This window comes from Acinetobacter lactucae (genome assembly GCF_013344765.1).
Classification (GTDB): domain Bacteria; phylum Pseudomonadota; class Gammaproteobacteria; order Pseudomonadales; family Moraxellaceae; genus Acinetobacter; species Acinetobacter lactucae_A.
This window is the reverse complement of the sequence record NZ_JABVBF010000029.1, coordinates 1-25,013: the sequence shown is the minus strand read 5'-3', so window position 1 is coordinate 25,013 and position 25,013 is coordinate 1. Positions and strand designations below refer to the sequence as shown.

Here is a 25,013-nt window from a genome sequence, read left to right as displayed (position 1 = left end):
AATTAATTTTATACCTCAAAGTTGCTTTAATTAATGATTTTAAAAGGATATATGGTAGATGTGTCTTAAAAAATTTGCTTTAAATGATTTTGGAGATATTTAGATATGTCTAAAATTGTGATGTTTGACATGGATGGCACTCTATTAGATCTCGCTTTTGATGATTTCATCTGGAATGAATGCCTTCCTAAGCGACATGCAGAGATACATCAACTTCCACTCGCCCAGAGCCAAAAAACACTCTATCAGTTTTATCAATCACATAAGCATACACTTGTTTGGTATTCATCAGCTTATTGGACTAAAACTGTGGGAGTTGATGTACTCAAATTACAGAAAGAATTTCAGACAAAAATTCAAGTTCGCTCTGGTTGTATTGAGCTTCTCGAACAACTCAAAGAGCAAGGATATATTTGTTGGTTAGTTACAAATGCTGACCGTGCAAGCTTACGGTTAAAACTTGATAATATTGCTATTGAACATTTCTTTGACGTAATCATATCGAGTGAGCAAATTGGTTATGCAAAAGAAGACATTTATTTTTGGCAAGAGCTACAAAAATTACACCCTTTCGACCTAGACTCAACAATTTTTATTGATGATACAGCCCCTGTATTAAAAACAGCTGAAAAATTTGGTATCAAGTACTTGTTTACTATCTCACAGCCCTCAAGTCTAAAGGATGTAAAACAGCATCAAGATTTAGAATATAAAGCACTAGATCGACTTACAGAATTGCTGTCTATATTGAATCAAATTGATAGAAAGGATAATGATGTCAAAATTGCTTGAAAACGATGCTGTAGAGACCATGCGTGTCGACAAATGGTTATGGGCTGCTCGTTTTTTTAAAACTCGTTCAATTGCTAAAGCAGCGATCGAAGGAGGTAAAGTACATCACAATAATGAGCGTGTAAAAGTTTCAAAAGAAATTCGTGTTGGAATGGAACTTATTATTCAACAAGGTTTTGATAAAAAAACCGTTGTCGTAAAAGCGCTTTCGAATACACGTGGTCCAGCACCAGTTGCCCAGCAACTTTATGAAGAAACAGAAGTAAGTATTGCTAGACGGGAGTTGATTGCATCCCAACGAAAATTGCATAATCTTGCTCGACCTGAAAATAGACCGAGTAAAAAGGATCGTCGTCAGATTAATCGCTTTAAACAGGAGAATGATCAACACTGGTCATATAGTGATGAATAAAAACGTCGAGTTGTGTCGCACACACACAGACAACACATAGAAGCTATAGAAAAAATCTGTCACTATTAGCCCTGTGAAACAAGTTGAGATTCAATGCATCCACTTGGGTTAAACGTGATGAACTTAGAGTATTGAGGTTTTTGAGATGGATGAGAATAAAAGCAAAGCATTACAAGCCGCGCTAAGTCAAATTGAAAAACAATTTGGCAAAAATACGGTGATGCGTCTCGGTGACAACACTGTTCAAGCTGTTGAAGCTGTATCTACAGGTTCTTTGACTTTAGATATTGCATTGGGGATTGGCGGTTTACCAAAAGGTCGTATCGTTGAGATTTATGGTCCAGAATCTTCTGGTAAAACCACAATGACTCTACAAGCGATTGCGCAATGTCAAAAAGCTGGTGGTACTTGTGCATTTATTGATGCAGAGCACGCATTAGATCCACAATATGCACGCAAACTCGGTGTGGACATTGATAATCTACTTGTATCACAGCCTGACAACGGTGAACAAGCACTCGAGATTGCAGATATGCTAGTTCGCTCTGGTGCAATTGATTTAATCGTTGTCGACTCAGTGGCTGCTCTTACTCCTAAAGCAGAAATTGAAGGCGAAATGGGTGATTCTCACATGGGCTTACAAGCTCGTTTAATGAGTCAAGCATTACGTAAAATTACGGGTAACGCTAAACGCTCAAACTGTATGGTTATTTTCATTAACCAGATCCGTATGAAAATTGGGGTAATGTTTGGTAGCCCTGAGACTACGACTGGTGGTAACGCATTGAAGTTCTATGCTTCTGTACGTTTAGATATCCGCCGTATTGGTCAAGTCAAAGAAGGTGATGAAATCATCGGCTCTGAAACTCGAGTTAAAGTTGTTAAAAACAAAATGGCTCCTCCTTTCAAAGAAGCTATTTTCCAAATCTTATACGGTAAAGGCACAAACCAGCTTGGCGAACTTGTAGATTTAGCTGTACAACAAGATATCGTGCAAAAAGCAGGTGCTTGGTATTCGTATCAAGGCAATAAAATTGGTCAAGGTAAAAACAACGTTATCCGCCACTTTGAAGAAAACCCTCAAATGGCTGGAGAGATTGAAAAAGTTATCCGTGAACAACTATTAACTACGGGTACTAATGGCGCTGTACAGGTCGAAGATGAAGAAGAAGATCTTCTATTAGAGTCTTAATCATTATCGCTAATTAGTCTTAAAAACGCCCTTCGGGGCGTTTTTTACAAGGATATCTTAATATGTTCAAAAGATCAGAAGAACAGTCTCAACAACGTGTTTTGCTTACAGGTCAGCGTTTGCGCTCCTATGCTTTCGCGCTATTGACTCGTCGAGATTATTCAAAAGCAGAACTTACCGAAAAATTAAATCGTTATGCACAAAACCCAGAAGAGGTTAAGCAACTTGTTGAAGAATTATCTGAACAAAACTATCAAAGTGACCAACGCGTTGCAGAACTGACATTGGCTAGCCAAATTCGAAAAGGTAAAGGCCCAAAACGTATTAAACAAGCGTTAAAAACAAAACAAATCGAAAATGATTTAATTGCAGACGAAATTCATAATATTGATTGGGTAGAACAGGCTTATCAGCTTAAAGTGAAGAAGTTTGGTGAAGAAGTAGAAAATGATCCTAAACTTAAAGCAAAACAAATGAGATTTTTACAATATAGAGGATTTGATTTAGATGTAATTATTAAAGCAATCCAACGGAAAGTGGATTAAAGAATGGTGGCAGCCCCACTAGCAAAACTTCGGCACATCATAGATCTGCTACCGTTGCTACCTTCCGGTCCTGGCGGGGTTCACAGAGTACAATTGCGAAGCCACCAGCGGGGCTACCATTGCAAAACAGAGTATAGAGATTTTTAAAGGAGTTGCAAGCCTTCTTCTCAATTTTAAGCAAGTTTATGTTTCAATTGATTAATTCATCAGCAAAAATACGTAAATTTCTAGGATCTCTAATCCTATATTCTTTCTTGATACTTATTTTGAATAAAATATGCTTGAAGATTGTAAACTATTCTTGCATTTATATTGTTAGCTGTTTTAATTGCAATGATCAATTAAAACCTTAGATAGCTAACGTGAATAGTTTATATATTCCCTTCTCAAGTTGGCTTTTACATAAAATTATGGACCTATACTCATGCGATTAATGAAGCATACTTTATTATTTATTGCCTTAATGAGCACTACTTCTCTCTATGCCAATATTCCAATTGAATCGCGCGGCTTAAGTCAAAGTGGCGGTAGTTCATCCAATAACGCTTCGGTCCCTAGTAATCTAAATTGGGAGTTAATGCAAAAAAATCAACAATTAGAAAATGATATACGCACTTTACGCGGACAATTAGAAGAACAATCAAATGATATTGAACAATTGAAAAAGGATTTATCTAATCGCTATACTGATTTAGATCAACGTTTGGAGTTACTTAATCAAAAAGTAGATCCTGAAAGTGCGACACCAGACAATACAGCAACTAGTGATACTACAGTTGCAGGAAGCTCAGAAACTTTACCAACTGACAAGAAAGCAGTAAATACTACGACTTCTACAAGTCAGGTTACCCCACCCCCACAAACTCCAGTAACACAATCAGCTCCACCGCCTACGCAAAATCAATCCAACCCTGTAGAACTTGAAAAAGCAGCTTACACTGTCGCTTTAGATGCCTATAAACAAGGTGGAGCAAAAAAAGCGATTGCTCCAATGCAAAACTTTATCAAAAATCATCCTAATAGCGTCTATACAGGAAATGCTTACTTTTGGTTAGCTGAGTTTAATTTAGCAACTGATCCAGTGAATTATAATGAAGCTAAAAAGAACTATAATGTAGTTGCTACTCAATATCCAAACTCAAGTAAAGCTCCCCGCGCACTTTATCAACTCTACAGTATTGCTAAAGATGTCGATAAAAATACAGTTTCAGCAAACCAATACAAGGCTAGAATCTTAAGTCAGTATCCAAAATCTGAAGAAGCTAAATTTTTTAATAAATAAAAATTTAAAAAAAAGACACCACATATTGCGGTGTCTTTTTTAATATCTCTACTTAGCGTACAATACCACGTTCTGACTTCTCAACAGAATCAATTAATAATTGAGCTTCTGGAACATTCGGAAGAATATCATTTTTAATCTGCTCAACAGCTTGAACAGAGGTCAGACCTGATTTAAAAATTAATTTATAAGCCTCTCTAAGACCTTGAATTGTATTTTTAGACCAGCCCTTTCTCCGCATTCCTTCTATATTGATACCAAATGCATGCGCTGGATTACCAGATGCCATAACATAAGCTGGTACATCTTTTAAAATTAAAGATGCTCCACCAACCATACTGTAGGAATCAATTTTACAGAATTGATGAATCCCAGAATTACCACCAATAATGACATGATCACCGATATGTACGTGTCCAGCAACCCCAACATTATTTGCGAAAATATTATGATCACCAACGACACAATCATGTGCAATATGCGTATTAACCATCAATAAGTTATGACTACCTATTTTAGTTAAAGCATTATCTTGCACAGTTCCTCTATGTAAACTGCAATGCTCACGGATTAAATTATAATCACCAATCTCTAACCAAGTTTCTTCCCCTTGGTATTTCAAGTCTTGGCAAACTTCACCAACACTTGCAAACTGGAAAATCTCATTATTTTGACCAATTTTGGTAAAACCACCAACTACAACATGTGAATGTAATTTAGTACCGGCACCAATTGTCACATTTGGACCAATAATACAATAAGGTCCTATTTGGACATCTGGGGCAATCACTGCAGATGGATCAATAATGGCCGTAGAATGAATTAAATCGTGATTGCTCATGCCTGCTCTGTTTTTTGGTGTGAAATCATAATTTCAGCGGTTGTTGCTACAATACCATCCACGGTAGCCGTACAATTATATTTGTAGATACCGCGTTTTTGCATTACTAATTCAGATTTTAATACAAGTTGGTCACCAGCAACTACTTGTTTTTTAAATCTAACTCTTTCCGCACCAGCAAAAAGGAATAAAGAACCAGGTTTTGGTGTTTCATTGTTCATAATAAACCCTAGAACACCTGAAACTTGAGCTAATGCTTCTACAATTAGAACACCAGGCATAATTGGATATTCTGGGAAATGTCCCTGTAGGAACTCTTCATTGATAGAAACATTTTTATAACCAACAATACTATTGTCAGTAACTTCAGTCACACGATCAACCAATAAGAAAGGATAACGATGCGGCAAATATTGACGAATCGTTTGAATCTGCATTGGTAATTCAGGGATGGCAAATTTAGGTGTAGTTGACTCGGTCATAATATTCTATTTACGCAAATTAAAAGTTGATTCAAGAGACTCTATTTGAGCTTGTATATGATCAAGTCGTTTAGTGATTTGGGTCAATGGCACATCTGCTAATTGTCGCAAGCGTACAATCGTTTTTTTCCAATGGCTATTTTCAAACAATCCAATTCCTGAAGAATAGGTTCCAGCTTCAGAAATATTTTTTGTGACCATTGACATTCCAGTTAAAGTCACATTATCAGTGATTGATAGGTGACCAGACACACCGCAGGCTCCTGCAAGAATACAGTTTTTGCCAATTTTAGTACTTCCGGCAATACCACATTTAGCAGCAATAGCAGTATTTGAACCAATATGAACGTTATGTGCAATTTGCACAAGATTATCAATAATTACCCCATCTTCCAAAATTGTATTATCCAATGCCCCTCGATCAATACTACAATTTGAACCAATGCGGACATCATTACCAATGATAACTGAACCTAATTGTGCAATACGATGCCATTTACCTTGATATGGTGCAAAGCCAAAACCTTCACTACCAATTACTGTACTTGCATGGACTCGAACGCGATCTAGTAATTTAGCCCCACCCGTAATAGTGACATGTGAATCAATAAAACAATCTTTTCCTATTTCCACATTATCATCTAGTCGAGTATGAGACTGAATAATCGTGTTGTCTCCTATTACACAATTTTCACCAATTATAACGTAATGGCCAATATATGCTTTTTCAGAAATAATTGCAGAAGGATGAATTTGAGCGGTACTTTCAATACCTATCGATATGATCTTTTGATCAAAAGCATGGGTAAGTATGGCAAAAGCTAAATAAGGATTATCAACAATAATAAAATTATGTTTATCAGTAAGCTGTTCTTTAATAGAGTTTGTAACAATGTACGCACCCGCACGGCTAGCCTTTGCTTGATCAATATACTTTTCGCCATTCACGAAAGTAATATGAGAAGGTTCAGCATTTTCTAAACTTGCTAAGTTTATGAATTGAAGACTACCCGTACCGACTAACTCACCATTCACTAGGTGAGCTAGTTCATCTAAACGATAATGTTGCACTTTCATTAATTTATTTCATTGAATTAACCTTTTGTATCATTTTATCAGTTAAATCATATTTAGCGTCATAGGCAACGGTCGAATTTTTATTCAAAATAAAGTCAAGATTATTTTCTTTTCGTAATTGCTCAGCTGCTTGCTTCACACGACTCTCAAAAGTTGAATTCATTCCTTGCAAACTAGTTTGAACTTTAGACTGTAAACCTTGTTGAGTCGAATTAAATTCATTTAATTTTGACTGATATTGGGTCTGAAGCTTTTTAATATCATCTTCTTTCATTTTTTGCCCTTGAGTTTGGGCTTGGCGCTGAAGACCTTCTAATTCTTTACCCAACTGCTCAAGACGAGTTGTGGTTGGTTTAACAGATTGATTTAAACTCGCATTTTGTTGTTTTAAATAAGTACTACTTTCAACAACTTTAGCAAGATCAATAACACCATATCCAGCCGCATTAGTCATGGCAGAAACTGTTAAGCCTAACCCTAACATTAATATATTTAATTTTTTCATCTTAGTTTGTGTCCTTATTTCATTATTTAGTCAAGTCGTACTTAGAAAGTACGACCGATTTCAAACTGGATCTCTTTAGTTTCATCACCAGGCTTATCATTTAGAGGGAATGCATAGCTAAGAGATAATGGTCCGATCATGGTGATCCATGTGAAGCCAACACCTACGCTATAACGCATATTGCCTAAATCAAAGCCGTAGTTATCTTCACAGTATTTTTTAGCATCTGCTATTTGCTGCCCATTCATAATCATAGAATAAGAGCCAACATCGCACTTGGTATCGAATACTTGACCACCTTCAGCAAAAAGGACTGGTCGCACTTGGCGGGTCCAATCTCCTTTGAATGGCAATGGTAAAGCAAGCTCTGTACCAAACTGAACTAAAGCATTACCCCCAACTTCTTCTGGAGAAGAGTCATTTTTACCTTCTTCTTGTAAATTTACGCTTGAATATTTCGGGCCCAAGGTACTGTTATCATAACCACGAACAGAACCATAACCACCCGCATAGAAGTTTTTATAGAACGGTAAATCATTACCATAACCAAGCTTACCGTAGCCACGTAATACAAAACCTGTACTACCGATAGGGAAAAATGCTTGAGCATCATAAGTCGCTTTTTGATAGTCGACATCACTGCCAGGTAAACCAATTTCAAGGCCCACGCGATGAGACATACCAGAAGTTGGGAAAATTGGTCTATTTAAGGTGTTATATGACCAACCTAGATTCAAATTGTAAGTAAAGAATTCACCTTCAAATGCACTTCCATAAGGCTTAGAAGTTTGGTCATCTGGACAGTTATACAATCCTGTTTCTTTATCTTGAACAAGATCAACAAGACAATAAGTGCTTGTTGAAGTGGTTTTTCCACCATTTGCCAACAAATAGTCACGTACATAAGTAGAGACATAAGGACCAGTCGTTACTTTAGTATTATCAACACCAACCGAAGCACTTAAGCTTTGGTTTTCATCAATTGGATAACCAAAACTTAAACTACCACCAAAACTATCGGTAACATAGTTATTAACGTTATAGTCATCATTTAGCTTTGTTTTACGATAGTAAACGTTATAACCGCGGCTTACCCCATCAATGGTAAAGTAAGGGTCCGTAACACTTAAATTATAGTAGTCTTGAGTTTCGGAGCGAGACAAATCAATCGAAACACGATTACCTGTACCCATAAAGTTAGTTTGACTTAAACCTGCTTGAAATGTAATACCACCGCTTTGCGAGTAACCTACAGCTAATGTAGTCGTACCTGAGTGTTGTTCTTCAACGTTTACGTTTAAGTCCACCTGATCTGGTGAATTTGGAATACGAGCTGGTTTAATATCAACTGTCTTAAAGAAACCTGTACGTTCTAAACGGACTTTAGACAGATCAATTTTTTCATTACTTGCTAAAGCGCCTTCCATTTGACGCATTTCACGACGCAATACTTCATCGGCAGTTTTACTATTACCTGTAAAGTTAATACGACGCACAGTAACTTGCTGACCTGGATTTACATAGTAATTTAAGTCAACAACGCCTGTTTCGTTATTAATTTGCGGAACAATATTCACATCTGCAAAGTAATAACCAGCATTACCGTATTTACGTAATAACAATTGCTTAACAGCATTTACTTTTTCTTGCGAATAAGTATCACCATCTTTATAGATTTTTAAAGCTTGCAATTCTTCAGGTTTATAAAGTGCATCACCTAAAAACTTGGTTTGACCAAATTTGAACTGACTACCTTCCTCTACAGCAACTTCAATAAAGATATTTTTTTTATCTTCACTAATATTAAGCTGTGAGTTATTGATCTGAAAATTGATATAACCCTTATTTAGGTACATGGCACGCAAAGCTTCAAGGCTCGCTGCCATTTTCTCTCTAGCATAACGGTCATTACGGGTTACAACTGAAGCCCAACCACTTTCTTTAACTGCGAAAGCTTGTTTAATTTCGCTGTCTTTAAAAACAGTATTACCAATAATATTGATATTAAAAACTTTAGCTGCCGTACCTTCATTAAAATTTAATTTAAGTTCAACACGGTTATTTGGGCGAGCTATAGTATCAACAGTTACATCAGCATCATAACGACCTTGCTGGGTATATTGCTGCTCTAATTCAGTTTCAATTGTTTGTAAAGCCGACTTCTTAAAAACTTCGCCTTCAGCAATGCCCATTTTTTTGAGGCCTTGCTCTAAAGCCTCTTTAGGAATAAGTTTGTTTCCCTTAAATTCAAGCTTTGAAATAATTGGGCGCTCTACGACATTAAAAACTAAAGTATCGTTGTCTCTTGATGCTTTAATATCGTCGAAAAGCCCAGTGGCATACAATGTTCGAATTGCTTCTGCGATCATCGGTTCATTAACGCGATCGCCACTGTTGATTGGCAACATGGTAGAAACATTTGCAGGAGTAAGACGAACCAAACCATCTATACGAATATCTCGAACAACGAAATCATCAGCTGCATATGCTTGTTGTACCGCTGCCATAGCGCTAACAAGTGCCAAAGGCATTAAAAAATGTGTGTGCCGCATGCCAGTTTTTCCAGTAAGTTATAAATCCATATACGTTTACAAACGCATAAAATCGTTAAATAAAGCTAAAAGCATCATACTACCGAGCAGTACCATACCAATTTTTAGACCAAACATTTGTATTTGTTCAGAAACAGGCTTCCCGCGAATCGCCTCAATAATGTAATAAACGAGATGTCCACCATCTAGCATTGGAATTGGTAATAAATTTAAAATTCCAAGACTTACACTCATTAAAGCCATAAATGAGATAAAAGTCTGCCATCCCATTTCTGCACTTTGTCCGGCTACTTTCGCGATTGTAATTGGCCCAGAAAGATTCTCTAAGCCAATTAAACCCTTAACCATTTTTACTATCGAGCTCAATATCATGCTAGAAATTTGACCAGTCTTATCTAGTGACATCTTGAAAGCTTGTATTGGAGTATATTGAATTGTTTGCTTGTATGCGTCAGGAATTGTAATTTTTCCTGCATCACTCTTTACACCTAGAACACCACTCATTTGCCCCATATTGTCACGCTTTCCTTGAGGCATGACTTGCAAATGAACGAGTTGCCCATTACGCAACACATCTATACCAAGTAACTTTTCTGGGGAATGTTGCACTACCTCAACAACATCAAACCAATCTTTCATTGCTTGGCCATTAATTGAAACAATACGATCACCGACTTTCATTCCTTGACGAATAGCAGCTCCATCTGCAGTCAACTCAGTTACAACAGCCGGAATAACGGGACGATATGGTAAAAAACCTAATACATCTAAAGCTGATTCATTTTGGTTTTTTAAAAAATCTTTAATCGGTAAAATAATATTTTTCTCAGTACCTGCCCGATCCACATCGATATTCAAGCTACCAGTTTCACCTATACGGTCAATCAAAGCAAAGTTAAGTTTTTCCCAAGTTTGCGTTTCCTTTCCGTCAACAGCGATAATCTTGTCACCTACTTGTAGTTGGGCTGTGGCTGCTGGAGAGTTAGGTATAACTTTACCGACTCTTGTATTTAGTTGTTCTTGTGCTGGTAAAAATAGAATCCAAAAAAGTAAGACAGCAAAAATCAAGTTAATTAAAGGTCCAGCTGCAACAATTGCTATACGCTTCCATGGTTTTTGACGGTTAAATGCATAAGATAAATCTTGCTCTGCAACATTACCTTCGCGCTCATCGAGCATTTTTACATAACCACCTAAAGGCAAAGCTGAAAGTTGGTATTTAATTCCAGATTTTTTAGATGTCCATTTAAGTAATCTTGGACCAAAACCAATAGAATAGACTAGAACTTTAACTCCTAGTTTTCGCGCCACCCAGTAATGACCAAACTCATGAATTGCAATTAATGGACCAAGCAAAAGAGCCGCTGCTGCAATCATAAATAATGCGCTCATTTCAGCCTCCTATACTTGATATATACTGCTGTGCAACCTGCCGTGCTACTTCATCTTTATTTAAAATAGACTCGATATTATCAGCAACTGAGTTTTCCAATTTTTGCAAAGTATGCTCTACCACTTGTGGGATATTTGTAAATCCAATCTTTTCCTTTAAAAATGCGGCAACAGCAACCTCATTTGCAGCATTTAAAATGGTTGGTGCCAGCCCTCCTGCACGCATTGCCTGACGTGCTAAATCAAGTGCGGGAAATTTCTGGATATCCGGTGCTTGAAAATTAAGCTGAGAATATTCAAATAAATCTAAAGCAGGAACCCTTGTCTGCAAGCGTTCAGGCCATGCTAACGCATGAGCAATCGGAGTACACATATCAGGATTACCCATTTGCGCTAATGTTGAACCATCAACATATTGCACCATAGAATGAATAATACTTTGTGGGTGAACAACAACTGTAACAAAATGTTCAGATATTGAAAACAAATGACATGCCTCAATCAACTCAAGTCCCTTATTCATCAGAGTAGCTGAGTCAACTGAGATTTTCTGCCCCATAGACCAGTTGGGATGCTTACAAGCTTGTTGTGGCGTAACTTCTTTTAACTGTTCTAAAGAATGGTTTAAAAAAGGGCCGCCAGAAGCAGTCAATAAGATTCTTGATACGCCCTGCTGTGGTTGCCCATTTCTCTCGGCATCTAAATAATTATGAGGTAATGACTGAAAAATAGCATTGTGTTCTGAATCTACTGGTAATAATAATGCCCCATGATCACGTGCTGTTTGCATCATGATTTCACCAGACATGACCAAAGCTTCTTTATTAGCAAGTAATACACGTTTACCAGCTTTTACAGCCGCCAATGTTGGCAACAAACCAGCTGCTCCAACAATTGCAGCCATAACCACATTGACATCTGGATGAGATGCAATACTTACTAATCCTTCCTGATCAGTCAAAATTTCAATATCTTGTAATTCATTCTTAGCAAATAAAGCTGCTAATTCGTCAACTTTTTGTTTTGGAACAACCACAACTTTTGGTTGGAATTGTTTACATATATCAACCAATTCTGAAATTCTGCTATGAGCTGAAACTGCAAATACTGAATAGTTATCAGGATGCTGATTTAAAATTTTTAAGGTACTTTGCCCAATAGAACCGGTTACACCCAATATGCAAACAGATTGTGTCATTTATAAATCTACACCAATAAGTTTTAATATATACATTCCCGTTGCAAAAATCGGGGCTGCAGCAAGTAAAGAATCAATACGATCTAAAACACCACCGTGACCAGGTAGCACACGGCCAGAATCTTTAATACCAGCACGACGCTTAATCATTGACTCAAACAAATCACCTAAAACAGAACCAAATACTGTAATGAGTGACAATATAAGAAATAGGATTTGCTGAATTAAAGTCAAATTTAAATACTGGTATTGCACAACCAACATTACTAGTATTGTGGTGATAATACCACCATATAAGCCCTCTACCGATTTGTTCGGACTTACGGTTGGAGCCAGTTTTCTTTTACCAAATTTACGACCAACAAAGTAAGCACCACTATCTGCACCCCACACGAGTAAGAACAGATACATTAACCACCATGGTGAACTTTGCCACACCACAAAAATTGAAGTTACTGCAGCACAAACTAAAATTATGCCAATTATATACAAAGTCGCATTATACCAACCATCAAACTCAGGAAAAGATTTGACCCAGTAAACACTTACAAGCCAAGTCAAAATTGAAGCAGACCACAACAGTAATGCAATATCATGAAAAAATAGCGCAACACCTGAAACGAATGCAACAAGCAGACCGTAGCACCAAGCTTTAGGCTTTAAAGCATTTACAGTTTCACGAGGCATTAATTTATACCATTCATACCCCGCAACCCCTGCTGCTACAATCATAAGAACCAACATTGGATAATGTGATTGCGTAGCAAACATACAGCCTAAAACAACTGCAACAAGTACCAATGCGGTAACAATCCGCTCTAACATTATAAGTTCTCTATTTTCTCTTGCTGAATTTGTTCAGATGTTTTGCCAAATCGACGCTCACGTCCTGAAAAAACATTCAATGCATGATCGAATTCTTGTACTGTAAATTCTGGCCATAAAGTATCAGTAAAATACAGCTCCGCATATGCTGCTTGCCATAACAAGAAATTAGATATGCGATAATCTCCACCTGTACGGATCAATAAGTCCACAGCTGGCAGATCGTTTAGACTGACATATTTTTCGAACAAATCAACATTTATTTGATCAGCACCAAATTCACCACGAGAAACCGCTTCAGCAACTTGTTTCGCTGCATTCGCAATATCCCACATCCCACCATAGCTCACAGCAATAGTTAAGGTCATAGTGTCATAATGTGCTGTCTGTTGCTCTGCATCTTCCATTAAGGCAACTAAGTGTGAGGGTAATCGAGAGCGATCACCGATAAAACGCAAAGCAATTTTAAATTTCTTCATGCGAGGTATTTGCTCATGAATAGTTTCTTCAAGAAGTTTCATAAGCAGATCGACTTCAAATTGTGGTCGATTCCAATTTTCACTTGAAAATGCAAAAACTGTTAAAGCGCGAATACCTGTTTTTTTACAATGTTCAACAATAGGATCAAGAACATTTTTACCCTCTCGATGTCCATCACCTTTTTGCATCTGATTTTTTTTTGCAAAGCGGTTGTTGCCATCCATGATGATGGCAACATGCTTAGGAAGATGATACTCTTCTGAATCGGTCATAAAATTAGACCTTCATCAATTCTGCTTCTTTCGCTGCAAGACGCTTGTCTACTTCTGCAACATATTTATCAGTAATTTTCTGAATATCCTCACCTGCACGGCGCTCATCATCTTCAGAAATTTCTTTTTCTTTCAATAATGCTTTAATATCACCTAAAACATCACGGCGAATATTACGAATTGCAACTTTTGCATTTTCAGCTTCACTACGTGCAACTTTTTGCATATCACGACGTGTTTCTTCAGTTAATGCAGGTAAAGGTACACGAATCGCATCTGCTGTAATCGGGTTTAAACCAAGATCACTTTCACGGATTGCCTTATCAATAGCTGAAACCATTGTACGCTCAAATGGTTGAACAAGAAGTGTACGAGAGTCTTCGATACCTACGTTTGCTACTTGATTTAAAGGCACATCAGAACCGTAGTAAGGAACCATCACCCCATTTAAGATTGATGGGTGTGCACGGCCGGTACGAACTTTAGCAAACCCTTGTTCTAAAGAATCAAGAGTTTTTAACATACGCTGTTCGCTGTCTTTTTTCAGATCGTTAATCATATGATCTACCTTACTTATTTATTCAAGGATGTATTTAACAAATTTAATTTAGCGCTAGTATAAAGAGCTTTCAACAACACGTACATTACTTAGTAACGCGTGTACCTTCTTTTTCGCCCATTACTACTGACAATAGCGCACCTGATTTATTCATATCAAAAACTTGTAATGGCACGTTATGGTCACGACATAAACAAATAGCAGTCAAATCCATAACACCAAGTTTTTCGTCTAACACTTGATCAAAGGTTAAATGATCGTATTTAACTGCATCTTCGTATTTACTTGGATCTTTATTATATACGCCATCTACTTTAGTCGCTTTAAGAATTAAATTGGCTTCAATTTCAATTCCGCGTAAGCATGCTGCCGTATCTGTTGTAAAGAATGGATTTCCTGTGCCAGCAACAAAAACACAAACTTCACCTTGACTCAAATGACGAATAGCATCACGACTTGAATAAGACTCTACTACTGTACCAATTGGTAATGCAGACATAAGACGAGTTCTGATATTACGGCGAACCAATGCATCACGCATAGCCAAGCCATTCATTACAGTTGCAAGCATACCCATTTGATCGCCTGTTACACGACCAACCAAGCCATCTTTTTGCAACTGACTACCACGATACAAGTTACCGCCACCAACAACGATACCCACTTGCACACCTAAGCCAACTAAGTGTGCAATTGAAAGGGACATTTGATCAAGAACTTGGGCATCAATACCCATGTCTTTGTTACCTGATAATGCTTCACCAGATAGTTTTAATAAAATGCGTGAATAACGGGGGCTAATTGTTTCCGCCATGAGTTTGCTCCAAAACCTCTTAAACTGAATGCTTTTTTGAATCGTTATCGATTAGACCGACTTAATTTTAATTAACTTTGCAAATAAGTCGTATTCATCCGCATCGGTGATTTCGACTTCCAACATATCGCCTGGTTGAATAGTGCTCTTATCGATATCTTCTACAAAGACATTACCGTCAATTTCCGGAGCATCGGCATAAGAACGTGCAACAGCAACAGGATATTCATCTTCCAAACTATCGACCAATACAGTCATCGTTTGACCAATACGTTTTTGCAACTTAGCAGCAGAAATTTGTTGCTGCACTTGCATAAAGCGCTCGTAACGCTCTTGCTTAATTTCTTCAGGCACATGATCGGGTAAATCATTTGCCGTAGCGCCTTCTACTGGTGAGTAGGTAAAGCAACCAACACGATCAAGTTCAGCTTCAACTAACCAATCGAGCAATATTTGAAAATCTTCTTCAGTTTCACCTGGGAAACCCACTACAAATGTAGAACGAATCACAAGATCTGGGCATTTTTCACGCCACAATTTAATTTTTTCGAGTGTATTTTCACTATGAGCCGGACGCTTCATTAACTTAAGAATACGCGGGCTTGCATGTTGGAATGGAATATCAAGATAAGGTAGGATTTTACCTTGTGCCATTAAGTCAATAACTGCATCAACATGTGGATATGGATAAACATAATGTAAGCGCACCCAGATACCAAGTTGGCCTAGTGCTTCACACATATCAAAGAATTTTGTTTTAACAGGTTGACCATTCCAGAAATCAAGTTTGTACTTGGTATCTACACCATAAGCTGATGTATCTTGAGAAATAACCAAGATTTCTTTAACACCCGCTCTTTTAAGCGCAGCGGCTTCTTCGAGTACACTTCCGACTGGACGAGAAACAAGATCACCACGCATACTTGGAATAATGCAGAATGTACAACGATGGTTGCAGCCTTCAGATATTTTTAAGTACGCATAATGCTTTGGTGTTAAACGAATTCCCTGTTCAGGAACTAAATCAACAAACGGGTTATGTTTAGGTGGTGCCGGTACATATTCATGCACAGCTTCCATGACATCTTGATAAGCTGCTGCACCGGTAACCTTTAAAACGTTTGGATGCATTTGACGAATTTTATCTTCGTCTTTACCTAAGCACCCTGTAACGATCACTCGGCCATTTTCACTCATGGCCTCGCCAATTGCATCTAGCGACTCTTGTACCGCAGATTCAATAAAACCACAGGTATTAACAACTACTAAATCAGCACCATCATAATCTGATGCAACTTGATAACCTTCAGTCTTTAACTGAGTTAAAATTCGTTCAGAATCTACCAATGCCTTAGGACAACCTAAAGAAACAAAACCGACTTTGGGGGTCTTCATGAATCTGCGCTCCACTTGAATGCGCGTATTGTATGTCTTTTCTTGCCTCAAGCATAGGTGGAAAGCCCACTCTTTGTGTAATGCACCAAAATACGACCAACATTTGCACCAAAACCCACCTTTGCACCAAGTTGGATCATGCTATTATCTATTTTTAGGCCACCAGTTTTGATCAACCGATATAAAGACCGATTTCAGCGCGTTTTTAAACACCTTAAAACTTTAAAATAACCCATAAACAAAGTTGGCGTATATTTTGCATCTTTCATGTTCTATAACGGTGAAAATCCGATAATCAATGAAGATGCCATTGCGCTATTTTAAGACAGGAACGATTCGCTAATGGATCAACACTACCCTATCGACTATCGCCTATTGGTAGACAATCTAACCACTGCGATTTTATTGATCGATAGTAACTTAAATATTTTTTATTTAAATTCTGCCTGCGAAGCACTATTTGATATTAGTTTGCTTCGAGCTTCAGGACAGCCCGTTTTAAACCTACTTCATGCGCCTGACGATACTTTTAATACACATGAAGCTTTATTAAACACCATAAAAACGGGTCAACCTTACACTCGTCGAGAAGCTGTTATTAATGTCAACTTTAAAGATCTTCATGTTGATTACACAGTTTCTCAATTAAATGCCGATAAGAACTATCACTCATTACTTTTGATTGAGCTCAACCCGATTGATCGTATGTTAAAGATTTCTAAAGAAGAAAATCTGGTACAACAGCATCAGGTGGCTAGGCAGCTCGTACGTGGTGTGGCTCATGAAATTAAGAACCCACTTGCAGGTATTCGTGGGGCAACTCAATTACTAGCTCGCAGTTTAAACGATAAAAGCTATGCTGAATTTACAGATGTTATTATTAATGAAGTAGATCGTTTAACTAACTTAGCAGACACCATGTTAGGTTCCAGACAACTCCCAAGTTATGAGAATGTTAACGTACACGAGCCTTTGGAAAGAGTGCGTTCACTTATTGCCAACCAGACAAAGAAGAAAATTAAAATTATACGGGATTATGATTTGTCTTTACCCGATGTTAATGCCGATCGTGATCAGTTAATCCAAGTCATGCTCAACATTAGTGTAAATGCGATTCAAGCCATAACAGAGAACAAAGTATTTTTTATAGATCATGAACCGGAATTAATTCTACGTACACGCATACAGCGTCTTGTTACGATTAATGGTGTACTCAATCGATCTACTGTACGGGTCGATATAGAGGACAATGGACCAGGCATCCCTGAAAGTATTTTAGAGTCTGTGTTTTACCCTTTGGTTACTGGACGAGCAAAAGGTACTGGGCTTGGCCTGAGTATTGCACAGAATATTATGCATCAACATAACGGAATGATTGAATGCCAATCTGTTCCTGGAAAAACAATTTTTAGCTTATATTTACCTTGGGAGTCAGACCGTGTCGCGAAATAAAATATGGGTTATTGATGATGATCGCGCCATGCGATGGGTATTAGAAAAGACCTTTAAAGAAGAAGGTTTTGATGTTACCAATTTTGAAGAAGCTCAAACTGCGCTTGAACGCTTACATCATGATGCTCCCGATGTCATCTTAACTGACATCCGAATGCCTGGAATTGATGGTTTAACTTTTTTATCTAAAGTCAAAAACACTCACCCGGATTTACCTGTCATTATTATGACAGCACATTCTGACTTAGAGTCTGCCGTATCAAGCTATCAAACAGGTGCATTTGAGTATTTACCAAAGCCATTTGATATTGATGAAGCTTTAGCTTTAGTTAACCGTGCAATTCTGCATATTAATAAACTACAACAGCAAGAAGCTACAAAAACAGCTTCACCGCTTCAATCAACAGAAATTATTGGTGAATCTCCAGCAATGCAGGAGGTTTTCCGTGCCATTGGTCGTTTATCTCAATCTCATATTACCGTTTTAATTAATGGTGAATCGGGTACAGGTAAAGAACTTGTTGCTCATGCTTTACACAAGCACTCCCCACGCCGTGCCAAGCCTTTTATTGCTTTAAATATGGCTGCCATACCAAAAGACTTGATTGAAACCGAGTTATTTGGTCATGAAAAAGGCGCTTTCACAGGTGCAAACACTCAGCATCAAGGCCGCTTTGAACAGGCAAATGGCGGAACATTGTTCCTTGACGAAATTGGTGATATGCCATTTGAAACACAAACTCGACTGCTACGCGTACTCGCTGACGGTGAGTTCTATCGTGTAGGTGGGCACATTCCAGTTAAAGTTGATGTTCGAATTGTGGCAGCAACACATCAAGATTTAGAAAAGTTGGTCAATGAAGGTCGCTTCCGTGAAGACTTATATCACCGCTTGAATGTGATTCGTATTCACATTCCTAAACTTGCTCACCGCAGTGAAGATATTCCAATGCTTGCTCAGCATTTTCTAGCACGTGCAGGTAAAGAGCTTGGTGTAAGTCCAAAAATCTTACGCACTGAAACCACGGACTATATGCAACAGTTACCATGGCCCGGTAACGTACGACAACTTGAAAATACTTGCCGCTGGCTAACCGTAATGATTACTGGCCGTGAAGTTTATCCAGAAGATTTACCTTCAGAGCTCAAACAAGTTCCATTGCAAAAGAATAGTGACGCTGGACAACCGGCTCCTTCATTTGAACGTATTTCTCTACACCATTGGGATGAATTATTGAATCAATGGGCCATTCAAAAACTTAAGAATGGTGAAATGAAAATTTTGGATATTGCCACACCAATGTTTGAACGCACGTTGATTAATGCTGCATTACAACAAACACGTGGACGCAAACGTCATGCAGCAGAACTATTGGGTTGGGGTCGTAACACCTTGACTCGCAAGTTAAAAGAACTTGGAATGGACTCTGCAGATGATGATGAAGAAGATGAGCATAAAGTTACTCAAACCGAAGCCTAAAAGTTTATGAGTTTAATTCAGAGCGGTTAAGTCATTCTTATCCGCTTTGTTTTTATTAGCAACTTTCCATTAAACTCTAAATAAACATAAGGTTACATCATTACACGCTTCTACAACCCACTCTAAGCTTATATTTTCTATTAGTTTATTTCTTTAATTAATCACTCATTGTTCAGCAGATGAGCTAAAAAAATAGCAATAGCCATCCTTAAAGATAGTTTTGCTATACTAGATAGGCAAAGTTAACCGTTGTTATGAAATTATATGCATGATCCAGTCCTTGAGTCACATCACTCAGTATGTGATAAACCACAGACACGTCGCGGTATTGAACGTCGTTTAGCATTATTGTTAAGCGCAACCGAGCTGTTTCTGGATAAAGGATATGATGCCGTTTCACTCGATGACATTGTTAATCATGCGGGCGGCTCAAAAGCTTCAATATATAAGTATTTTGGCAATAAAGATGGTTTATTCACAGCAATTTGCGACTATCGCCGAGAAATGTTCTTTAAAGATATTTGCATCCCATTTCAACCCTCAAAAACCTCTCTACGCGATTATTTAGTTCAAACTCTTATTCGTTTTTATACTCATATTATTCAACCTGAACATATTGCTTTTTTACGTCTAGTTATTGAGCAAACACAATGCAATGCAACTTTGAGCCAATACTTATATGAAAAGTGCGCTCAAGATGTACAAAACACAATTGCTCAGGCACTTCTACTCTCCCACCAAGCTGAAGAAATTTTTTGCGCATCTCCAGATTATTCTTCATTAATGTATTTTGGAATTTTACGTGATATTGAATGGCGTATGATTATGGGAATGCCACTCCCTCCCAATGAGAAAGAAGTCATTGATTATATTAATTATTGTTTAGATATTTTCTTAAAAGGCCATCATAAAGTCTAATTCTTTTGCATTTTAAAATGCTTATAGTATAGTAGACTTCTTTTTTCCCACATCCACCCAGCCAACAACAGATAATTGTTATATTTCAAAGCAATTATTATGGAGTAGCTACATGGCTCTAAGACATTTCCTGACTTTACGTGATCTATCCACTCTAGAACTTAATCGCATTTTAGAACGCGCAAGTGAACTAAAAAAAATGCAACATGACAATAAGGTCTACCAACCTTTTGTCGGTAAAGTATTGGGAATGATTTTTGAGAAATCTAGTACGCGTACACGTATCTCTTTTGAAGCAGGCATTAACCAATTTGGCGGCAGTGCGATTTTTTTATCGCCTCGTGATACACAATTGGGCCGTGGTGAACCAATCGAAGACTCAGCACGTGTAATTTCAAGTATGCTTGATATCGTGATGATTCGTACCTTCGGTCATGACATTGTTGAACGCTTTGCATCTTATTCAAAAGTTCCTGTGATTAATGGCTTAACTGATGATCATCATCCATGCCAGTTACTTGCAGATTTACAGACTTATATTGAACATCGCGGTATTATTGAAGGCAAAACGGTTGCTTGGATCGGTGATGGCAATAATATGTGCAACTCATATATTGAAGCTGCACATATGATGGGTTTCAAACTTAAGATTGCTTCACCAAAAGGATATGAACCTAAACCTGAATTTTTAGCAGAGTTTGGTCATTGTGTTGAGCTTTTTGATAATGCAGAAGATGCAGCGGTAAATGCTGATCTCATTGTGACAGATGTATGGGCAAGCATGGGACAAGAAGAAGAACAAAAACTTCGTGAAAAAGCCTTTGCTGATTTTCAGGTTAATGAAAAATTAATGAGCCTTGCTCATCCTGACTGTTTATTCATGCACTGTTTACCTGCTCATCGTGGTGAAGAAATTTCTGAAACTATGCTTGATCATAAAAATGCTGTTGTATGGGATGAGGCAGAAAATCGTCTTCATGCTCAAAAAGCTTTAGTTGAATTTTTATTGAATGAAAATCTAAAAGCTTAACTATTTAAATAAAAGAAAACAGCATCTTTATGATGCTGTTTTTTTATTTTATAAGACTTGTATTTTTCCAGTTAATTATTTTTAAAATTTTGATAACGTTGCCGAATATATAAGCAGGCTGTATTTCAACTATTCCCTAGAATCGTGTATAACATTCTACACAATAAGCTAAGCCTACTCTTGTAGAGTGCGATCATGACAACCCTTGAACAATCATTATCTCAAATTCCCGCATTTTCGATTATTCATGAACATTTATTTAGTTCGGCACAGCCTTCTGTTGAACAACTAAAATTGATTAAAGAGTATGGCTGTAGCACAGTCATTAATCTTGCTTTAACTAATGCTCCAAATCATCTTGAGAATGAAGATCGTATTTGTTTAGACCTTGGTTTAAATTACATCCATATTCCAATTGATTGGGAAACCCCATCAGCAGAGCAATGTTTACTCGTGCTTGATCTGATTGATCACTTAGTTCAAAACGAGATTATTTGGGTGCATTGTTCCAAAAATGATCGTTCAAGCTGTTTAATGTATGTTTATAGACAGTTTTATATGAATATGGATATGCCCACTTCTCAAGATTTACTACACGAAATTTGGGAGCCTAATGAAACTTGGACTGGTCTCATCCATAGTATTACCTTACAGCTACAAGGCCGTAAGGCAACTTTAGAGCTTCAACAGTCTTTGCAACAGGTTGATCACTTAGTGTGATGAGAAACTAAAACAGTCGCTGTAGCCAAAATACCCTCTTGACGACCAGTAAACCCAAGTTTCTCGGTCGTCGTTGCTTTAATACTAATTTGATTAATATCTACGTTTAGAACGTCAGCAATGCTTTGACGCATTTCTAGATTATGTTTAGCTAATTTTGGACGCTCACAAGCTACCGTAATATCGGCATTATTTAACTGATAACCACGATCTAAAATTAATTGATAAACATGTTTTAACAATACTCGGCTATCTGCACCTTTGTATTCTGGGTCAGTGTCAGGGAAATGTTGTCCAATATCTCCAAGCGCTAAAGCACCTAATAAAGCATCACATAGCGCATGAAGTACAACATCACCGTCAGAGTGTGCTTTCAAACCATGTGTATGTGGAATTTGAATACCCGCCAATGTAACGAAGTTCCCCTCTTCAAAGGCATGTACATCCATTCCTTGTCCAATACGAATCTGAGCAACCATATAAATTATTACCTTCCATAAAAACTTAAGAAATCTTGTATTCAGCCTTTCTGTTTCGCTATAGTACACTTAGCAATGTAGACTGAAAGTATAAGCGATCATGCTGTCTAATACTGATATGAATCAATTGAAAAGATTAAGTTTTGTCGTGACACTGAGTTGTTTATGTTCACCTCTTGTCTTTGCAGAATCAATAGACTGTTCCAATACTGGAGCTGAGCTTAAAATCTGTTCAAAAACACTTAGTGAATCAAGAAAAGAACTCGATAATAAATATCTTTCTGCATATTTAGTTACTGATGCCCCTTTACAGCTTTTACAGGATACACAAAAGTTATGGTCTAAACATACTCAGCAATGCAAGAGTAATACATGCATTCAACAACAGTTTGATTTACGTACTGATGACTTAAATTTTTATGCATCGCTTAAGCAAACGCTTACCCAGCATTATCTTAAGTTTGAAAATGGACATTTAGCAGCTCAACCTGTACACATTCAAGTCCATCAACTCGCAAAAGATAAAATCAAAATTGAAGGGATAGCATATCGTAATCCAAATAACCGCAAGGAAACTCAAACGATTTCATTGATGGCCTATAGTTCACCTGAACAAAAAAGTGAAATTTTAGACAATGAGCACAACTGTAAATATCAGTTTAATTTTCAAAAAGCTTTACTGAATGTGAAAACTCAACAAAAAGGCTGTGAACGTTTTAGCGGAATCTATCGATTGTATGACTAACGCCTTAAATAAAAGCCAGTGTTTAAACACTGGCTTTTTACTTTCTACACCGGATATTTTTGAGCAATATCCTGACCGACTAGAACTGCGGTTGCCGCAGACAAAGTCCAACCTAAATGCCCATGCCCTGTATTATAAAAAACACGAGGTTGTTTAGATTGTTTAACAACAGGCAGCATATTCGGCATCATCGGTCTTAATCCTGCCCAAGGCACCACATGCTCAGTTGAAATATCAAAGTTACGATTAACCCAATTCACTAATGGCTGAATACGATCAGCCCGTATGTCACGGTTATAACCATTAAACTCAGCAGTCCCCGCTACACGCAAACGATCCTTACCTAAACGAGAAGTCACGATCTTTGCACTTTCATCTAGCAAGCTCACCCAAGGAGCATTCTTTACACTGTGCTCATCTTTTAATTGCACAGTAATTGAATAACCTTTTACTGGATACACATTTACACGCTCGCCAATCATATCGGCAAGTTGATAACTTCCTACCCCCCCACATACAACAAGCACATCACCTTCTAGCTGAATGTTGTCTGACTCAACCAGATAAGGATGCTCAGCACTTGGCTGACAAGTTACGACCACTTTGTCTACGCCGCACTTAATATCCATAACTTCTAGGCCGAACTTATATTGAACGCCATATTGTTTAGTCTTCTCAGCCAAAGAGGTTGAATATTTATGAATATCACCCGTTGCATCACTTGGCGTGTAATAGCCACCGAAATAGTCACCCGTCAAAGATGGTTCTATTGTTTTCATTTCATCAGGTGAAACCGAATAGCGTTCCAATGTACCCTTGTTCAATACATTATTGACCTGTTTAGCAATCTCGTAGTCGGCCTTACTATGATACATATGGAGAATTCCACGTTTCTCCAAATCAAACTCGAGCTGTTCTTTTTCAGCAACTTCAAACAAACGCTTACGAGCGAGTAATGCCAAACGGACTGTCTCAATCGTATTCGCTTCATAGTTTTTAATATGTGATAGAAATTCAACTAACCAACTATACTTATGCAAACTAAATGAAGGATTCAACAATAGAGGAGCATCTTTTTGTCTCATCCATTTAAAGCCTTTAATCACGGTGGCTTTTTGGTTCCATACCTCAGCATTACAAGCCGATAATTGCCCTCCATTGGCAAATGACGTTTCCATTGCAGGATATAAATGTCGATCAATCACTGTGACTTGATAACCCAGTTGCGATAATTCATAAGCAGAGGTAACCCCTGTGATTCCCGCACCTATCACAATAACATGTGGCATAACAGACTCCTCAGAAATGCAAAACATTTCATCAGTACAGCCCATCTGTCATTGGTACCTGAGAGTTTCGACCCCAACGTTACCTTTTAACGTTTAGATCTTCCCCTTCGGTGAGTTTATGATTTATAAGTTATTGTTTTCCATTCTTATAAATCTAAGCTTCTCTCCAGATTTTTTAATTATTACAGTCCTTTTGCCTGAGAGTTTCCGGGCTTGTTGCTCCTTCGGCGGGTTCTCAATGAACCTCTCTCCCGCAATAATTTTGTATTTATATAAGCAATGTAT

At 37.6% G+C, this 25,013-nt stretch carries 25 protein-coding genes, 1 other RNA gene and 1 riboswitch; of the genes, 11 read left to right on the top strand and 15 right to left on the bottom strand.

All coding sequences use genetic code 11. From position 1 onward, the window contains the following. Window positions 1-105 precede the first annotated feature (105 nt). From HUN22_RS05185 to HUN22_RS05170, 4 genes are all read left to right on the top strand, one after another. A complete protein-coding gene (locus HUN22_RS05185; RefSeq protein ID WP_174726778.1) occupies window positions 106-792 on the top strand; it encodes an HAD-IA family hydrolase in 687 nt (228 codons plus the stop codon). Beyond that, window positions 776-1,204, top strand: a complete 429-nt coding sequence (locus HUN22_RS05180) for an RNA-binding S4 domain-containing protein (RefSeq protein WP_016140740.1) — start codon at window positions 776-778, stop codon at window positions 1,202-1,204. The genes HUN22_RS05185 and HUN22_RS05180 overlap by 17 nt, the downstream gene beginning before the upstream one ends. 145 nt (window positions 1,205-1,349) lie before the next feature. Further along, entirely contained in the window at window positions 1,350-2,396 is a 1,047-nt protein-coding gene (recA, locus tag HUN22_RS05175) for a recombinase RecA (protein WP_174726777.1), read from the top strand. 62 nt (window positions 2,397-2,458) lie between these two features. Further along, a complete protein-coding gene (locus HUN22_RS05170) occupies window positions 2,459-2,941 on the top strand; it encodes a regulatory protein RecX (protein ID WP_174726776.1) in 483 nt (160 codons plus the stop codon). 13 nt (window positions 2,942-2,954) lie between these two features. On the opposite strand, the gene ffs is transcribed toward HUN22_RS05170, so the two are convergent. After that, an RNA gene (gene ffs / locus HUN22_RS05165) (signal recognition particle sRNA small type) lies at window positions 2,955-3,051 on the bottom strand. A 314-nt stretch (window positions 3,052-3,365) separates the two neighbouring features. On the opposite strand from ffs, the gene HUN22_RS05160 reads away from it, so the two are divergent. Continuing rightward, window positions 3,366-4,223, top strand: a complete 858-nt coding sequence (locus HUN22_RS05160) for a YbgF trimerization domain-containing protein (protein WP_174726775.1) — start codon at window positions 3,366-3,368, stop codon at window positions 4,221-4,223. A gap of 52 nt (window positions 4,224-4,275) precedes the next feature. Here HUN22_RS05160 and lpxA read toward each other — a convergent pair whose 3' ends face one another. The 12 genes from lpxA to rimO all read right to left on the bottom strand — a co-directional run bounded on the left by lpxA (window position 4,276) and on the right by rimO (window position 16,615). After that, a complete protein-coding gene (lpxA, locus tag HUN22_RS05155; protein WP_174726774.1) occupies window positions 4,276-5,064 on the bottom strand; it encodes an acyl-ACP--UDP-N-acetylglucosamine O-acyltransferase in 789 nt (262 codons plus the stop codon). Then, window positions 5,061-5,546 (bottom strand): 3-hydroxyacyl-ACP dehydratase FabZ, encoded by a 486-nt coding sequence (gene fabZ, locus HUN22_RS05150; RefSeq protein ID WP_003652176.1) that lies wholly within the window; start codon window positions 5,544-5,546, stop codon window positions 5,061-5,063. Before fabZ ends, lpxA begins: the two co-directional genes overlap by 4 nt. Window positions 5,547-5,552: 6 nt before the next feature. After that, window positions 5,553-6,623: a UDP-3-O-(3-hydroxymyristoyl)glucosamine N-acyltransferase gene (gene lpxD / locus HUN22_RS05145; RefSeq protein WP_174726773.1), complete on the bottom strand. Its 1,071-nt coding sequence runs from the start codon at window positions 6,621-6,623 to the stop codon at window positions 5,553-5,555. Window positions 6,624-6,627: 4 nt separating this feature from the next. Then, the gene (locus tag HUN22_RS05140; protein WP_014206985.1) at window positions 6,628-7,128 is read right to left on the bottom strand and encodes an OmpH family outer membrane protein; all 501 of its coding nucleotides are present in this window, start codon (window positions 7,126-7,128) and stop codon (window positions 6,628-6,630) included. Window positions 7,129-7,169: 41 nt separating this feature from the next. Next, window positions 7,170-9,680: an outer membrane protein assembly factor BamA gene (bamA, locus tag HUN22_RS05135; RefSeq protein WP_174726772.1), complete on the bottom strand. Its 2,511-nt coding sequence runs from the start codon at window positions 9,678-9,680 to the stop codon at window positions 7,170-7,172. A gap of 36 nt (window positions 9,681-9,716) precedes the next feature. Continuing rightward, the gene (gene rseP / locus HUN22_RS05130; protein WP_174726771.1) at window positions 9,717-11,072 is read right to left on the bottom strand and encodes an RIP metalloprotease RseP; all 1,356 of its coding nucleotides are present in this window, start codon (window positions 11,070-11,072) and stop codon (window positions 9,717-9,719) included. Between the two features lies 1 nt (window position 11,073). Next, the gene (gene ispC / locus HUN22_RS05125) at window positions 11,074-12,270 is read right to left on the bottom strand and encodes a 1-deoxy-D-xylulose-5-phosphate reductoisomerase (protein ID WP_174726770.1); all 1,197 of its coding nucleotides are present in this window, start codon (window positions 12,268-12,270) and stop codon (window positions 11,074-11,076) included. Further along, window positions 12,271-13,095, bottom strand: coding sequence for a phosphatidate cytidylyltransferase (locus tag HUN22_RS05120; protein WP_174726769.1), 825 nt, complete (start codon window positions 13,093-13,095; stop codon window positions 12,271-12,273). It abuts the gene before it with no gap. Next, complete coding sequence (uppS, locus tag HUN22_RS05115; RefSeq protein WP_174726768.1) at window positions 13,095-13,847, bottom strand: polyprenyl diphosphate synthase; 753 nt, start codon at window positions 13,845-13,847, stop codon at window positions 13,095-13,097. Before uppS ends, HUN22_RS05120 begins: the two co-directional genes overlap by 1 nt. A gap of 4 nt (window positions 13,848-13,851) precedes the next feature. Then, window positions 13,852-14,406: a ribosome recycling factor gene (frr, locus tag HUN22_RS05110; RefSeq protein WP_016145650.1), complete on the bottom strand. Its 555-nt coding sequence runs from the start codon at window positions 14,404-14,406 to the stop codon at window positions 13,852-13,854. A gap of 85 nt (window positions 14,407-14,491) precedes the next feature. Continuing rightward, a complete protein-coding gene (gene pyrH, locus HUN22_RS05105) occupies window positions 14,492-15,220 on the bottom strand; it encodes a UMP kinase (protein ID WP_000852257.1) in 729 nt (242 codons plus the stop codon). A 51-nt stretch (window positions 15,221-15,271) separates the two neighbouring features. Further along, the gene (gene rimO, locus HUN22_RS05100) at window positions 15,272-16,615 is read right to left on the bottom strand and encodes a 30S ribosomal protein S12 methylthiotransferase RimO (protein WP_002115588.1); all 1,344 of its coding nucleotides are present in this window, start codon (window positions 16,613-16,615) and stop codon (window positions 15,272-15,274) included. A 342-nt stretch (window positions 16,616-16,957) separates the two neighbouring features. On the opposite strand from rimO, the gene glnL reads away from it, so the two are divergent. The 5 genes from glnL to HUN22_RS05070 all read left to right on the top strand — a co-directional run bounded on the left by glnL (window position 16,958) and on the right by HUN22_RS05070 (window position 22,215). Then, on the top strand, window positions 16,958-18,067 hold the full coding sequence (gene glnL / locus HUN22_RS05090) for a nitrogen regulation protein NR(II) (RefSeq protein ID WP_174726766.1): 1,110 nt from the start codon (window positions 16,958-16,960) through the stop codon (window positions 18,065-18,067). Further along, window positions 18,054-19,547 (top strand): nitrogen regulation protein NR(I), encoded by a 1,494-nt coding sequence (gene glnG, locus HUN22_RS05085; protein WP_016145652.1) that lies wholly within the window; start codon window positions 18,054-18,056, stop codon window positions 19,545-19,547. Before glnL ends, glnG begins: the two co-directional genes overlap by 14 nt. 264 nt (window positions 19,548-19,811) lie before the next feature. After that, window positions 19,812-20,465, top strand: coding sequence for a multidrug efflux transcriptional repressor AdeN (gene adeN, locus HUN22_RS05080; protein ID WP_174726765.1), 654 nt, complete (start codon window positions 19,812-19,814; stop codon window positions 20,463-20,465). Window positions 20,466-20,577: 112 nt separating this feature from the next. Next, the gene (gene argF / locus HUN22_RS05075; RefSeq protein ID WP_174726764.1) at window positions 20,578-21,495 is read left to right on the top strand and encodes an ornithine carbamoyltransferase; all 918 of its coding nucleotides are present in this window, start codon (window positions 20,578-20,580) and stop codon (window positions 21,493-21,495) included. A 195-nt stretch (window positions 21,496-21,690) separates the two neighbouring features. Continuing rightward, a complete protein-coding gene (locus tag HUN22_RS05070) occupies window positions 21,691-22,215 on the top strand; it encodes a protein tyrosine phosphatase family protein (protein WP_174726763.1) in 525 nt (174 codons plus the stop codon). On the opposite strand, the gene ispF is transcribed toward HUN22_RS05070, so the two are convergent. Further along, the gene (gene ispF, locus HUN22_RS05065) at window positions 22,203-22,694 is read right to left on the bottom strand and encodes a 2-C-methyl-D-erythritol 2,4-cyclodiphosphate synthase (protein ID WP_002115651.1); all 492 of its coding nucleotides are present in this window, start codon (window positions 22,692-22,694) and stop codon (window positions 22,203-22,205) included. The two genes, HUN22_RS05070 and ispF, sit on opposite strands and share 13 nt — an antisense overlap. Window positions 22,695-22,794: 100 nt before the next feature. On the opposite strand from ispF, the gene HUN22_RS05060 reads away from it, so the two are divergent. Further along, complete coding sequence (locus tag HUN22_RS05060; protein ID WP_217488087.1) at window positions 22,795-23,439, top strand: A1S_1983 family putative colistin resistance protein; 645 nt, start codon at window positions 22,795-22,797, stop codon at window positions 23,437-23,439. Window positions 23,440-23,483: 44 nt separating this feature from the next. Here the strand turns inward: HUN22_RS05060 and HUN22_RS05055 are convergent, their stop codons facing one another. Further along, on the bottom strand, window positions 23,484-24,728 hold the full coding sequence (locus tag HUN22_RS05055) for a D-amino acid dehydrogenase (protein WP_174726762.1): 1,245 nt from the start codon (window positions 24,726-24,728) through the stop codon (window positions 23,484-23,486). Between the two features lie 175 nt (window positions 24,729-24,903). Then, window positions 24,904-24,992: riboswitch (glycine riboswitch) on the bottom strand. Window positions 24,993-25,013: the final 21 nt, after the last annotated feature.